The 12836-nt window shown below is 53.9% G+C and carries 13 protein-coding genes and 1 other annotated feature; of the genes, 8 read left to right on the plus strand and 5 right to left on the minus strand.

Annotated elements, in window-relative coordinates:
- Positions 1–52: 52 nt before the first annotated feature.
- Positions 53–232, plus strand: a complete 180-nt coding sequence (locus NSQ51_RS04010; protein ID WP_049624656.1) for a YjzC family protein — start codon at positions 53–55, stop codon at positions 230–232.
- 107 nt (positions 233–339) lie between these two features.
- Positions 340–2928, plus strand: a complete 2589-nt coding sequence (gene clpB / locus NSQ51_RS04015; RefSeq protein ID WP_049626103.1) for an ATP-dependent chaperone ClpB — start codon at positions 340–342, stop codon at positions 2926–2928.
- Positions 2929–3190: 262 nt separating this feature from the next.
- Here clpB and NSQ51_RS04020 read toward each other — a convergent pair whose 3' ends face one another.
- Positions 3191–3379, minus strand: a complete 189-nt coding sequence (locus tag NSQ51_RS04020) for a YjzD family protein (RefSeq protein ID WP_049626102.1) — start codon at positions 3377–3379, stop codon at positions 3191–3193.
- 133 nt (positions 3380–3512) lie between these two features.
- Between NSQ51_RS04020 and NSQ51_RS04025 the strand changes: the two genes are divergently transcribed.
- Positions 3513–4253: an alpha/beta hydrolase gene (locus tag NSQ51_RS04025; protein ID WP_049624653.1), complete on the plus strand. Its 741-nt coding sequence runs from the start codon at positions 3513–3515 to the stop codon at positions 4251–4253.
- 165 nt (positions 4254–4418) lie between these two features.
- Here NSQ51_RS04025 and NSQ51_RS04030 read toward each other — a convergent pair whose 3' ends face one another.
- Entirely contained in the window at positions 4419–4670 is a 252-nt protein-coding gene (locus NSQ51_RS04030; RefSeq protein WP_033015622.1) for a hypothetical protein, read from the minus strand.
- Positions 4671–4928: 258 nt separating this feature from the next.
- Here NSQ51_RS04030 and NSQ51_RS04035 point away from each other — a divergent pair, with 258 nt between their 5' ends.
- From NSQ51_RS04035 to NSQ51_RS04055, 5 genes are all read left to right on the plus strand, one after another.
- Complete coding sequence (locus tag NSQ51_RS04035) at positions 4929–5861, plus strand: beta-ketoacyl-ACP synthase III (RefSeq protein WP_049624652.1); 933 nt, start codon at positions 4929–4931, stop codon at positions 5859–5861.
- A 43-nt stretch (positions 5862–5904) separates the two neighbouring features.
- Positions 5905–7143: a beta-ketoacyl-ACP synthase II gene (gene fabF, locus NSQ51_RS04040; RefSeq protein WP_049624651.1), complete on the plus strand. Its 1239-nt coding sequence runs from the start codon at positions 5905–5907 to the stop codon at positions 7141–7143.
- Positions 7144–7287: 144 nt separating this feature from the next.
- A complete protein-coding gene (locus tag NSQ51_RS04045; RefSeq protein ID WP_033015627.1) occupies positions 7288–8091 on the plus strand; it encodes a DUF2268 domain-containing protein in 804 nt (267 codons plus the stop codon).
- A gap of 136 nt (positions 8092–8227) precedes the next feature.
- Positions 8228–8434, plus strand: a complete 207-nt coding sequence (locus NSQ51_RS04050) for a hypothetical protein (RefSeq protein ID WP_055358037.1) — start codon at positions 8228–8230, stop codon at positions 8432–8434.
- An 85-nt stretch (positions 8435–8519) separates the two neighbouring features.
- Positions 8520–9260 carry a YjbA family protein gene (locus NSQ51_RS04055; RefSeq protein ID WP_049624649.1) on the plus strand — a complete coding sequence of 247 codons (741 nt, stop codon included), beginning with the start codon at positions 8520–8522 and terminating at the stop codon, positions 9258–9260.
- Between the two features lie 61 nt (positions 9261–9321).
- Here the strand turns inward: NSQ51_RS04055 and trpS are convergent, their stop codons facing one another.
- From trpS to NSQ51_RS04070, 3 genes are all read right to left on the minus strand, one after another.
- A complete protein-coding gene (gene trpS, locus NSQ51_RS04060; RefSeq protein ID WP_055358036.1) occupies positions 9322–10308 on the minus strand; it encodes a tryptophan--tRNA ligase in 987 nt (328 codons plus the stop codon).
- Positions 10309–10358: 50 nt separating this feature from the next.
- Positions 10359–10592 (minus strand) — a binding site (T-box leader).
- A gap of 215 nt (positions 10593–10807) precedes the next feature.
- Entirely contained in the window at positions 10808–12175 is a 1368-nt protein-coding gene (locus tag NSQ51_RS04065; protein WP_339238914.1) for an ISLre2 family transposase, read from the minus strand.
- A 152-nt stretch (positions 12176–12327) separates the two neighbouring features.
- Positions 12328–12735, minus strand: a complete 408-nt coding sequence (locus NSQ51_RS04070; RefSeq protein ID WP_121692569.1) for a DUF3899 domain-containing protein — start codon at positions 12733–12735, stop codon at positions 12328–12330.
- Positions 12736–12836 lie beyond the last annotated feature (101 nt).

Consider the following 12836-nt stretch of genomic DNA (forward strand, 5'->3'; position numbering starts at 1 on the left):
GATGAAACCGGGCATGATAACAAATGCAATCGAAGCAAGGGGGATGAAACAAATGGGCCAACCGCGCCATTTCAAACCAGGCGATAAAGCGCCGAACAACGGCGTGTATATTGAAATCAGCGAAACGGGAGACAATGTAAAGCACCCGAAAAAGCTGAAACTGAAAGCCGGCGATACGTTTCCAGAAACGTCGAACCATAACCGGCATTGGACGTATTTGCGCAAACCGTGAAGCAGAACAAAAGCCATTCCAAGCATGGAGTGGCTTTTCATTTGCCGTGCGCTTTGCGATCCGCTATAATGATTTATAGTCAAAGAAGGTCAAATGGAGGGGACGGCATGGACGTAAGCCGTTTGACAGAAAAACTGCAAGAGGCGCTCATGGCGGCGCAGTCGCTCGCCAAAGAGCGGCATCATCAACAGCTTGATGTTGAACATCTTCTGCTGGCGCTCCTCGAGCAAGAAGATGGCTTGGCGCCGCGGCTGTTTGCCCTTTGCGGCGCCGACCGCGCTCAGGCGATCCGCTGGCTGCAAGACCGGATTCGCCAAAAGCCGGAAGTGCACGGAGCGGGAGAGGGACAGATGTACGTTGCGCCTGCCTTGGCGCGGCTGCTTGAGGGGGCGGAAAACGAAGCGAAACGAATGCAAGATGAGTACATATCGGTCGAACATGTGCTGCTCGCGCTGTCTCATGGCGCCGAGCCGGTTGCCCAGCAACTGGCATCGTTTGGCTTGACAGAGCAAGCACTGGTAGAAGCCGTGAGAAAGGTAAGGGGGAATCAACGCGTGACGAGTCCACATCCGGAAGCAACCTATGAAGCGTTGACCAAATACGGGCGCGATCTTGTCGCCGAAGCGAAGGCGGGAAAAATCGACCCGGTCATCGGCCGCGACAGCGAAATTCGCCGCGTCATCCGCATTTTGTCGCGGAAGACGAAAAACAATCCGGTGCTGATCGGTGAGCCGGGCGTTGGGAAGACCGCTATTGTCGAGGGGCTCGCCCAGCGCATCGTGCGCAAAGACGTCCCGGACGGGTTGAAAGACAAAACGATTTTCGCTCTTGACATGAGCGCGCTCGTCGCCGGAGCGAAGTTTCGCGGTGAGTTTGAAGAGCGGCTGAGGGCTGTATTGAACGAAATTAAAAAAAGCGAGGGCCGCATCATCTTGTTTATCGACGAGCTGCACACGATCGTCGGCGCCGGCCGGGCCGAAGGGGCGATCGACGCCGGCAATATGTTAAAGCCAATGCTTGCCCGCGGCGAGTTGCGCTGCATCGGGGCGACGACGCTTGATGAGTACCGGCAATACATCGAAAAAGACCCGGCGCTCGAGCGCCGCTTCCAACAAGTGCTTGTCCAAGAGCCGAGTGTCGAGGACACGATTTCGATTTTGCGCGGATTGAAAGAACGGTATGAAGTGCACCATGGAGTGAAAATTCACGACCGGGCGCTCGTCGCGGCCGCCGTTTTGTCCGACCGTTACATCTCTGACCGCTTTTTGCCTGACAAAGCGATCGATTTGGTCGATGAAGCGTGCGCGACGATCCGGACGGAAATGGAATCGATGCCGTCGGAGTTGGACGAAGTGATGCGCCGCGTCATGCAGCTGGAAATTGAAGAGGCGGCCTTAAGCAAAGAAACGGATGAAGCGAGCCGCGATCGGCTGGCGGCATTGCAAAAAGAACTTGCCGATTTGCGTGAAAAGGCGAACGCCATGAAAGCGCAATGGCAAAAAGAAAAAGAGGCGCTTGACCGCGTCCGCCGTTTGCGCGAGGCGCTCGAGCGGGCAAAACGCGAACTGGAAGAGGCGGAAAACGAGTATGATTTAAACAAGGCGGCGGAGCTTCGCCATGGCCGCATTCCGCAGTTGGAAAAGCAACTCAAACAGCTCGAGCAAGAAATCAGTGAGCAAAGTGAAGGGAAATTGCTGCGCGAGGAAGTGACGGAAGAAGAGATTGCCGAAATCGTGTCACGCTGGACTGGCATTCCGCTCACCCGCCTCGTCGAGGGAGAGAGGGAAAAGCTGCTTCGCCTTCATGAATTGCTGCATAGACGGGTCATCGGTCAAGACGAAGCGGTCGAGCTTGTCGCCGACGCCATCTTGCGGGCGCGGGCCGGCATGAAAGACCCGAACCGCCCGATCGGATCGTTTTTGTTCCTTGGACCGACCGGCGTCGGCAAAACGGAACTGGCCAAAGCGCTCGCCGAGGCGCTGTTTGACAGTGAGGAGCAGCTCATCCGTCTTGACATGTCCGAGTATATGGAAAAACACGCCGTCTCCCGCTTGATCGGAGCGCCGCCCGGCTATGTCGGCTATGAGGAAGGCGGCCAGCTGACCGAGGCGGTGCGGCGCAAGCCGTATTCCGTTTTGTTGTTCGATGAAATCGAAAAAGCTCATCCGGACGTGTTCAACATCCTGTTGCAGCTGCTCGATGACGGACGGCTCACCGATTCGCAAGGGCGGACGGTCGACTTTAAAAACACGGTCGTCATTATGACATCGAACATCGGATCGCCGCTGTTGTTGGAAAACAAACAGGGCGACATCGATGAAGAAACGCGCAAACAAGTGTTTGACCAACTGCGCGCCCATTTCCGCCCAGAATTTTTAAACCGGATCGACGATATCGTCTTGTTTAAGCCATTGTCGATGAATGAAGTGAAAGGCATCGTCGAAAAGTTCGCCCGCGAGCTGTCGGCCCGTTTGGCCGATCGGCATATCGAACTCGTGCTGACCGAAGCGGCGAAGCAATACATCGCCGAAGCGGGCTTCGACCCAGTATACGGCGCCCGCCCGCTCAAACGGTTTATGCAAAAGCAAATCGAAACGCCGCTTGCGAAAGAGCTGATCGCTGGGCGGGTGAAAGATTACAGCACCGTCACGGTCGATGCCGAAAACGGCCGGCTTGTCATTCGCCCGTCAGCGTGAAACGAGTCGAAGAGGCGGGGGATAGCCGGGGGAAGAGACGCGCTTCTTGCTGGCAGCGTCAAACGTTTTTATGCCCCCATAAAGCCCATCTCATTGAGCATTGTGGGGCACGTGGCCGGCTGCAGAAAACACCAACCTACACCCATCAAGATGGAATCCCTCCTCGACTTACGCCTATATACGTGTTGGAATGGGGCTTCTCGATGACAAAAACAACGCCTTGGGACTTTCAACCCAAGGCGTTGTCTTATGAGGAGAATGATCAATGGCGATGATCCCCAGCCGGCTCGTCCGGAATCAAAGCGGCGACGACAAGGACTAAAACGGTCACGATCACGCCGAGCAAGGCGCCGGTTGCGAAATCATAGCCGGTCCCTTGCATCGAGCCCATGACGTACGTCGCCATTTGCACGAGCAAAAACGTCCAAAAAAACGTCCAAAACAAGCGCATCTTTGTTCCTCCCGTCTTCTCGTCATTCCTTTTCTTATCTTATCACAATTTGTCGCGTAGGCATATACCCGGACGTTTTTTTTGGCCGCGCATATCGTATACTGTACCATTATGCATTGCCAAACAAGGGTGAATGGAAACGATGGCAGGACAACGGCGGTTTTTTCAACTCGATGAGCAAGGGTGCATCGTTCACGTGCCGGAGCGCCCAAATGGGTTTGCCCTTTTTTTAATAGGCGACGGCGACCATTTTGTGAACGAACAGACGAGTTTTTGGCTCGAGCATCCGGGGCGGCGCCAATGGCTGGAAGATTGGTTGGAACGTGGGTATACGGTCTTTTCGTCCCATTTGTACGGCTGGCATTGGGGGAGTCCGAAAGCGGTCCGGCTGGCGCGCCAGCTCATTTACTCGGTGTTGAAAAGCGAAATTGTGAACCAGCGCATCTATATCGTTGCCGAAGGAATGGGCGCGCTCGTTGCTTTGCAACTGCTTGGCGCCATGCCAAGTCAAATCCGCGCCGTCGCCATGATCAACCCTTGCCTTGACGTACGCGCCCAGCTTGACTATGAACAGGAACATCCATTCGTGTACCGGCGGATGGTGAGGGAAATCGCGACTGCCTATGGCTTGAAAGAAGAGGAGGTGCCCGAGGCTGTTCCGTCCCTCTTTCTCAGTCCTCATGACGTTCCGGTGACGATTTGGCAGCTGGCCGGAGTGAGCCCGTATCCATCCGCCTTGCATAGCCGTAAATATGAACAATGGATGAAAACGACAAACAACCGGGTGCGCGTCGTTTACGAGCTGCCGGAGAAACGGCGCCAACTGGCTCGGCAAATCGGGCAATTTTTCTGCCAATACAATGAACTCCCGTAAACGACAAGGGCAGGAGCTGACTCAAAAGCTCCTTTTTGATGAAATTTCACCCAAGTATTGAAAAGACCACCTCTGACCCCCGTGGTTGTACCGGGTTTTCAAGGTGGTCTATTTTTCCATGTTGCCTCAGATAGGGGTATTACCGCTTTTTTGGATCAGCCTCTGCTATTTTTTCAATAAGTCGACGAGCGAGGTGATCTTTTTCACGAGCGGTTTTAATTGTTGCAATGAGTCGGCTAGCGTATTGACGTTTTCAAACAGCTTCATGAAATCGATGTTCGGCAGTAAAGGCGGTTCTGCCTCGCTCCCTTGATCTTCGCGCTCGCCGGTTGTGCGAGAAGGAAAAGATCCGAACATTAGGCGGGAAAAATGGTCTTGCCGTTCGCGATGTTGTTCTTGTGCTTCGCCGTTGGCCATGGGCGATCCTCCCTTTCATGCGATGGTCGCTCGTATTTGTATTGTATGGCAGAAAGGAAAAAGCGGTTTGGACAAATGCCTTAGGGGAACGGAAAACGCTGGTTCAACTTTCGTTTTTTATTGCGCATCCACGCTCTTTCGGCTAAAATTAGTACCAAGTAATAATAATTGGTAATGTAGACTGATTGTACATTCAAGTTTGGTTGTCAGCGTGAGCGTTTTTTTGCCATTTTGGGAAAGAAAAAGGAGATGAATGATATGGGAGCAGGAATTATCGGGGTCGGCCGCTATGTGCCGGAAAAAGTGTTGACCAACTTTGATTTGGAAAAAATGATGGATACATCGGATGAATGGATCCGGACGCGCACCGGGATCGAGGAGCGCCGCATCGCTCCGGATGACATCGATACGTCCCATATGGCGTATTTTGCCGCAGAAAGGGCGCTTCAAGACGCTGGCATTGAGGCGAAGGATATTGATCTCATTTTAGTTGCCACCGTCACCCCGGACCGTCCGTTTCCGTCGGTCGCTTGCATGCTGCAAGAGCGGCTTGGCGCCGTCAACGCCGCTGCGCTTGATATTAGCGCTGCCTGCGCGGGGGTTATGTACGGGATGGTCACGGCCGCCCAATTTATTGACACAGGCACCTACAAGTATATATTAGTAGTGGGGGCAGACAAACTATCGAAAATCACCGATTGGACCGACCGCAACACGGCGGTGCTGTTCGGCGATGGCGCCGGAGCGGTCGTCATGGGTCCGGTGTCGCCCGGGCGCGGGATTTTATCTTTTGAGTTGGGAGCTGACGGAACAGGAGGAAAACATTTATACAAAGACGAATATATCGTCATGAACGGCCGTGAAGTATTCAAGTTCGCCGTCCGGCAAATGGGAGAATCAAGCGTGCGTGTGCTTGAAAAAGCCGGGCTCACGAAAGACGATGTCGACTTTCTCATTCCTCATCAAGCGAACATTCGCATCGTCGAAGCGGCCAGACAGCGGCTCGAGCTGCCGGAAGAGAAAATATCGACGACGATCCGCCGATATGGCAACACGTCGGCCGCATCTATTCCGATTTCGCTTGTAGAAGAGCTGGAAGCGGGTAAAATCAGTGACGATGATCTCATCATTATGGTCGGATTCGGCGGCGGGCTGACGTGGGGCGCGATCGCCTTGCGCTGGGGCCGTTAACGGCACGGATATTATCGAAATAAAAAAAGGAGAGACGGAAACGATGGAAAAAAGACGAGTCGTCGTGACAGGCATAGGCGCCGTCACCCCGCTTGGGAATGACGCAGAAACGACGTGGAAAAACATCATCGCCGGCCAGTCCGGCATCGACATTGTCACCCGCGTCAATCCGGACGACTTTCCGGCAAAAGTGGCGGCGGAAGTGAAAGACTTCGATCCGTCGCTGTTTATCGACCGCCGCGAGGCGCGGAAGATGGACCGATTTACCCAATTCGCCGTCGCTGCGGCGCTTATGGCGGTCAAAGATGCCAATCTCAACATTCATGAAAGCAACGCTGAACGGGTCGGTGTTTGGATTGGTTCTGGCATCGGCGGTATGGAGACGTTTGAACAGCAGTTTGAAATTTTCCAGCAGCGCGGTTATCGCCGAGTGAGCCCGTTTTTCGTGCCAATGATGATCCCGGATATGGCCGCTGGGCAAGTATCGATCATCCTTGGAGCGAAAGGGATCAATTCGTGCACGGTCACCGCTTGCGCGACCGGGGCGAACTCGATCGGTGATGCGTTTCGGGTCATTCAGCGCGGCGATGCGGATGTGATGATCGCGGGGGGAACGGAAGCGCCGATTACGAAAATGTCGTTCGCCGGTTTTTGCGCCAATACGGCTCTCTCAACCAATCCAGATCCAAAAACGGCGAGCCGCCCATTTGACAAAAACCGCGACGGTTTCGTCATGGGTGAGGGAGCAGGAATCGTTGTTTTGGAGGAATTGGAGCACGCGCTGCGCCGCGGCGCGAAGATTTACGCCGAAATTGTCGGTTACGGCGCGACCGCCGATGCGTACCATATCACCGCGCCGGCGCCGGGCGGCGAAGGCGGCGTGCGGGCGATGCGCCAGGCGCTTCAAGACGCCGGCTTGAAGCCGGAGGACATTGATTACATCAACGCCCACGGCACGAGCACCGAGTACAATGATAAGTATGAGACGGAGGCGATCAAAGAAGTATTCGGCGATCATGCCTATAAGCTCGCCGTCAGCTCGACGAAGTCGATGACTGGGCATTTGCTCGGGGCGACCGGCGCGGTGGAAGCGATTTTCTCCGTGCTGGCGATCCGCGACGGCATCATTCCGCCGACGATCAACTACGAAACACCGGATCCGGAATGCGACCTCGACTATGTGCCGAATGAAGCGCGCAAGCAAGACGTGCGTGTGGTCTTAAGCAACTCATTTGGATTTGGCGGCCATAATGCGACATTGATTTTTAAAAAATATGTGTAATGGATGAAAAGGAGAGCCTTGGTTGAGCAGAGCTGAAAACGCGTGACTAACGGCGGGTTCGGTTCAGCGTCAGGCTCTCTTTTTTGTTTTGTTTCACCGTCTTTTCCCTGCCGACATAACGTAAGAGAAAAGGAGGGAAAAGCGATGGGATTGCTTCCAACCGATCGATGGCTGGAAGAGGATGAGGGGGACCCGCTCCTGTTGTGCGGGAGGTTGAGTTCGTTTTTTAAAGGAGCGTCGGCGCGTGAGATTTACAGCTATTTACGGCTGTATGGCATGTACCGAAGCACTCGACAGGCCGAGCGGCTTTTGCCGGAGATGAAAGAGCGCCGTCTTTGGGAACGTCTTGGCCGTTTGTATGAACGGCAACGGGGGATATGGAAGGGGCCAGACGTTCCGGTATGTTTGCTGCCGGCCGATGACGAAAACTGGAAGCTTGTGCGCGAATTCCAAGGAAAAGGCGGGGTGGCGTTTGCTGATAAATTGTTTTTCTTCTTGCTGCCGGATCATGGCGACGAGGAGATCGCCGCGTTGGTGGCGCATGAATACAACCATGTATGCCGTCTCAAGCAGTTGCCGAACGAAGGCGAAGATGCGACGTTGCTGGATGCCGTCGTGATGGAAGGATTGGCGGAGCATGCCGTCGCCGAGACAGTCGGCGTCAAGCAGTGTGCGGGATGGACGAAGTATTACACCGATCGGGAGATGGAACGGTTTTGGCGGCGTTATATTGTCCCGAACCAACATTTGCCCGTTTCGCATCCGCATACTTCCCGCATTTTGTACGGGCTTGGATGGCATCCGAAAATGGGGGGCTATGCCGTTGGGTATGCCATCATCCGTCGTTGCCTAGAAAGAGGCTATTCGCTCGCCCAATTGATGAAGATGGAAGCGAAAGACATCGCGGAGTTGGCGGGCTTTTCAGGCAAACAGCAAGGAGCGTCTTAGCTCGAAACCGCATGGCGGACGCCGCTGTCCGGTTATCACAAGAATCTTAGGGGCATCGGGCGCAAACAGGCATGTTGTCCATGGCGCCGACATATATGTAGAACAAGGATGTGGACAAGAAGGAAGGGAAAGCCCGGTGGTCCGCCTGTTTTTTTATTTGGTCGGTTTCGGTTTTTCAGTCGTCGGCGGCATGATGGTGATCGCCTATTTGAACATCATCACTCCAGAGCGTGGTTTTCACGAATACTTATCTTATATTTCGACAAGGGTGGAATGTTATTTATTCCCTATTGGCCTTCTTTTGATGTGGGGGAGCTTGACGTTTCCAAGCCGCAGCCCCTAGAGGGGAAAAGAGGATGAAATGGAATAAAATTCCCCACCTCTGCCTATACTGATGGACAAACACGTCTGGAAGTGAGGGGTCTCGCATGCTTTATCTGCACGACATTTGGGTCAACTGGTTTGAAGGAGAAGAGAACGGATACAACGTCTGTCATTTCCATGAATGGCGCAAGGACGATCAAATCGAGCTGCTCGACCAAGTGCCGCTGTTAAAAGTATCCCCGGCCCTGTTTCATTACATTGAAAACAGCTTGTCCGATCTTCCAAAACCGCTGCTAGACGATGTACATCAGAAGGCGTATGTCCGCAAAAACCATGAACGCATTCAGCTGGACTATTGTTTCGTTGTCACGGACGGCGCCGGCGTTTTGGCTGTCGATACAATCGGTTATCAAATCCCGATTCGCAAAAGCCGTCTCATTCCGCGTCAGGAACAACTCGTCTACGAAGTGGCGGCCGAAGCGGAGGAACGGGACTATCCGCTGCCGAGGTATGAAAAAGAATACCACATTTTATCGCCGGCTCCGGAACTGATGTGCGGACTCACGCGCAAAGAGCGGCAGTTGAAACAGCTGTTGTTTATGGCGCTTGACCAGCTTTATTCGACAAAAAATACTGCCCAGATGCGCTATTGGTATACGGAATGGGCGCCGGAAAAATACGCCGCTATTCAAAAAATGTCTTTTGATGAAGCGTGGGAACAATTGTATAACGAGACGAAATACGGGTGGTCCGAACGGCATGAGCAGCTGTGCGAAAACTTGATCAAAGGGCAGCCATTTTTCGAAAAACTGTGGGAAATGGAGCAAGAACCAAAAGTCAATTAAAAAACGGGCCAAGGCGATAGGCGCCTGCCCGTTTTTGTATGGCTTCGCTGGATGCGGCTATTTACCGCCGCCGCCCGAGCCCCATGGCTTGCTCCATTTTGCGCACCATTTCCGATGCAACCCGATTTGCTTTTTCCGCCCCTTCATCCAACACGCGGTCAAGCTCCTCGCTTTCCGTCCAATGGTGATACCGCTCTTGAATCGGTCGAAGCGTTTCGATGACGACTTGAGCGAGGTCTGCTTTGAAGACGCCGTATCCTTTTCCTTCGTATTGCCGCTCCAACTCCTCGATCGATTGACCGGATAGCGTCGAATAAATATTGAGCAAGTTCGAAATGCCTGGCTTCGCTTCTTTGTCGTAGCGAATCGTTCCTTCCGAGTCGGTGACCGCGCTTTTGATCTTCTTCTCGATCGTTTTCGCATCGTCAAGCAGTGTGATGTACGCTTTCGGGTTGGGGTCGGATTTGCTCATTTTTTTCGTCGGGTCGACAAGCGACATGATGCGGGCGCCGACTTTCGGAATGCGCGCCTCAGGGATCGTGAACAGCTCGCCATACCGTTTGTTGAAGCGCTCGGCCAGATCCCGCGTCAATTCGATATGCTGCTTTTGGTCTTCGCCGACCGGGACGATGTCGGTGTTATAAAGCAAAATGTCAGCGGCCATCAGCGGCGGGTACGTGAGCAGCCCGGCGCTGACCGCCTCTTTGCCGGCCGATTTTTCTTTAAATTGCGTCATCCGCTCAAGTTCGCCGATATAAACGATGCACTGCAGCATCCAAGCGGCTTGAGCGTGCGCCGGCACTTCTGACTGGATGAACAACGTCGCTTGCGTCGGGTCGATGCCGACGGCCAAATACAAAGCGGCGAGGCGGCGGATGTTTTGCCGCAGTTCGTGTGGGTCTTGCCAAACGGTAATGGCGTGTTGGTCAACGATGCAAAAATAGCAGTTGTATTCATGCTGCAGCTCGACAAACTGCCGCAGCGCCCCAATATAGTTGCCAATGGTGATGACGCCGCTTGGCTGAATGCCGGAAAAAATGGTTTTCATCGATCTTCACTCCCTCAAGCCAAAAATAAAAAAGGCCCTGCCAGCCCTCTGATAGGGACGGTAGGACCGCGGTGCCACCCTATTTATTGCGTCAAGAAGCGCAATCGCTCAGCCCATGCTTTGCGCATGGCCCCCTGTAACGCGGGGAACGTCCTCGCCTACTGCGTCGCCGGTTCGGCGGGAAGCTCGAAAGCCCATTCCATATGGCTAGCCGCTTGTTCGCACCTTCCACAAGCTCTCTGAAGGCATCGCCAATATGTACTCTTCTTTCTCATCGCTCGGTTGATCCTAGATTTGCCTTATATTATACGGAAAACATTCAGCTGTTGCAACCTTATTGCACGGCATGAGTCAGTCAAGACTTTGTGGAGAACATTTTTTCGGTTCACTACGGGCGTTGTCAATCACTAGTTAGCGAACCATTTTAAGGAATTCATATCGTAAGCGCTTTCGGACTCTCATCCCTCATCTTGAAGTGATGATATTGTATTCCATTTTTTTACACCCAACCACCATCCCGGAGCGCCGACAACGCTTGATGGATCGGCGTCCCGGATGACCGCTGCAGACACGGTAGATTCTGACGCACCACATCTGCCCATAACCGTCCGGCCTTCCGTTTGGCCTGTTCAACCCGCTTGGACTTTGTTGAGGCCGAGGCCGCCGTTCGGGTCTCTTCTTCCTCCACCAACTGCCCATTTCTCCGCCAAATCCCGTCGATTCGGGCCGCCATCGCCCTCAGAAACGCCCGAAGCCCTTGGTCTTTCCAGCTGCGGCGGGATTTCACCCGATGCGCAAACCGGCTCATCACGCTCTCGGCGTGGCCCATCGGACGCATGCCGGTCGTCTCCACCCCTTGCTCCGACAGCCACTCCCGATAGTCCCGGATGCATCCCGGCATCGACTCGATCCGGCGAATCAAGGCGGCCAGCTGTTGTTCTTTGCCTTCGTCCCCCAACGTGCCGACCGCGCTGTTCAGCTCGACCAAAAGTCCTTCTTCGTCTTGTTTCGCCAGCTTCCTCCGCACCTCCCGCCAACGCGGATGGCCGGACAGACACTGACGCAGCTCCCGCGCCACATGAAATCGATCCAGCTGAAAGCACGCCCGCTTCCCAAAATACTCCCGGCAGGCCGTGATCCACGACGCCGCGTCGCCGTTGATGATCAAAAGGTCCCGGCACGGATCATAGGCATATTCGTTCATCAGCCACTCTTCAAACCGTTCCCACACGTCTCCCGCCCCTTCATGGAGGTAGTGGCGCCGGTTCACGAGCTCGAGCTGCGAACCGTTTCGTTTCCATCCCTCGTGAACCGCCAGGATTTTCTCTTCTTTCGCCCGTTTCCCTTTCCCCTGGCGGGAAATGAACAGCCCATCCGCCTCCACAAATAGCACTCGGCCGTGCCGTTGGGAAACAGGGCGGTGCAGCGAGACAGGGGCCTCCAGCACCAGTTGGCGAATCGCCTCGTGGCTTAGGACCGCATACCCCACGATCGACTCCAACGTACGGGCCGCTTTGCGGTAGGAAGAGCACTCTACGGCCAACTCGACCGCCGTTTCCTCGAGGCAAGGGCTGATCGACTGCGCTCCATCAAAGCCCAGTTCGGCATCCAGCAAGAAGGTATAGTTCCCCGTTTGCCGGTCATAGTAGTAGTTCCGTCGAAACGTCACTTCTCCAAACAGCGTTTGGATCGTAGTCGGCCGTTTGTCTTTCAGCTGATACCGGCGCTTGTCCCGCGCTTCCGCCAGTTGTTGATCAATCTCCTCCAAAAGGGCCGCCAACAAGACAGCGAACACCTTTTGAAGAGTTCTGACTAATTGTTCCTCCAGCTCTTTTAATAAAGGCCATTCTGTGGTAAGATGTTTCATGGACTCTCTCCCTCCTGTTTTATGGATGTTGGTCATCACCATCATAGCAGGGAGAGAGTCCTTTTTGCATGACATTTGCTTTTTTCTACCGCGCTTCGCTTGGTGGCCCCGACGAGCGTCGCGAACAAAAGTTCGCAACCCTCGTCGGGGAATCATTCCGGAATGTCACCCACAAATATTTTACTCACACGCACGGCATATCCGGCGGCAATCATCGCCAAAAACAGAAGCAGACCAGAAAAGAGAAGCGGATACGTGATGGCGAAACGCCGCGGACCGAGCAGCTCATCCGATTCATGTTCTGCTGCCGCTTCCTCAAGATACCGCTCCACCTTCGTTCGATTCCTGCGCAATCGGCGAAACCCGTATGCGAATCCGTTGAAAAACCCGCGTTCATAAACAAACAAAAGCCCGCCAAGCGACAGAGGCAAAAGGGAGAGCAAAAACGAAACGTTAATAAAGGCCACCGTACTCCATGCTCCTTGCCCTATTACGATGAGTGCGCTTGCCGCCAGCATCGCAACGACGAGCCATCCAGTCCGCACAGCCGTTTGTTTCATATCGTCTGTTCCCGCCTTTCCCTTCTCACTGCTTATTTTATCATAAATCATGTGGGCGGGAAGATTGTCAAAATTATTAACAAAATTATATTGAAAAATTA

The organism is Geobacillus sp. FSL K6-0789 (genome assembly GCF_038593135.1).
In the GTDB taxonomy this organism is placed as follows: Bacteria; Bacillota; Bacilli; order Bacillales; family Anoxybacillaceae; genus Geobacillus; species Geobacillus stearothermophilus.

Coding starts and splice junctions, on each gene's coding strand:
- NSQ51_RS04030 (WP_033015622.1), bottom strand. CDS start 4,670: ATGGCCAACGGCGAAGCACAAGAACAACATCGCGAACGGCAAGACCAT.
- NSQ51_RS04065 (WP_339238914.1), bottom strand. CDS start 12,175: ATGAAACATCTTACCACAGAATGGCCTTTATTAAAAGAGCTGGAGGAA.
- NSQ51_RS04045 (WP_033015627.1), top strand. CDS start 7,288: ATGGGATTGCTTCCAACCGATCGATGGCTGGAAGAGGATGAGGGGGAC.
- fabF (WP_049624651.1), top strand. CDS start 5,905: ATGGAAAAAAGACGAGTCGTCGTGACAGGCATAGGCGCCGTCACCCCG.
- trpS (WP_055358036.1), bottom strand. CDS start 10,308: ATGAAAACCATTTTTTCCGGCATTCAGCCAAGCGGCGTCATCACCATT.
- NSQ51_RS04025 (WP_049624653.1), top strand. CDS start 3,513: ATGGAAACGATGGCAGGACAACGGCGGTTTTTTCAACTCGATGAGCAA.
- NSQ51_RS04020 (WP_049626102.1), bottom strand. CDS start 3,379: ATGCGCTTGTTTTGGACGTTTTTTTGGACGTTTTTGCTCGTGCAAATG.
- clpB (WP_049626103.1), top strand. CDS start 340: ATGGACGTAAGCCGTTTGACAGAAAAACTGCAAGAGGCGCTCATGGCG.
- NSQ51_RS04070 (WP_121692569.1), bottom strand. CDS start 12,735: ATGAAACAAACGGCTGTGCGGACTGGATGGCTCGTCGTTGCGATGCTG.
- NSQ51_RS04055 (WP_049624649.1), top strand. CDS start 8,520: ATGCTTTATCTGCACGACATTTGGGTCAACTGGTTTGAAGGAGAAGAG.
- NSQ51_RS04010 (WP_049624656.1), top strand. CDS start 53: ATGGGCCAACCGCGCCATTTCAAACCAGGCGATAAAGCGCCGAACAAC.
- NSQ51_RS04035 (WP_049624652.1), top strand. CDS start 4,929: ATGGGAGCAGGAATTATCGGGGTCGGCCGCTATGTGCCGGAAAAAGTG.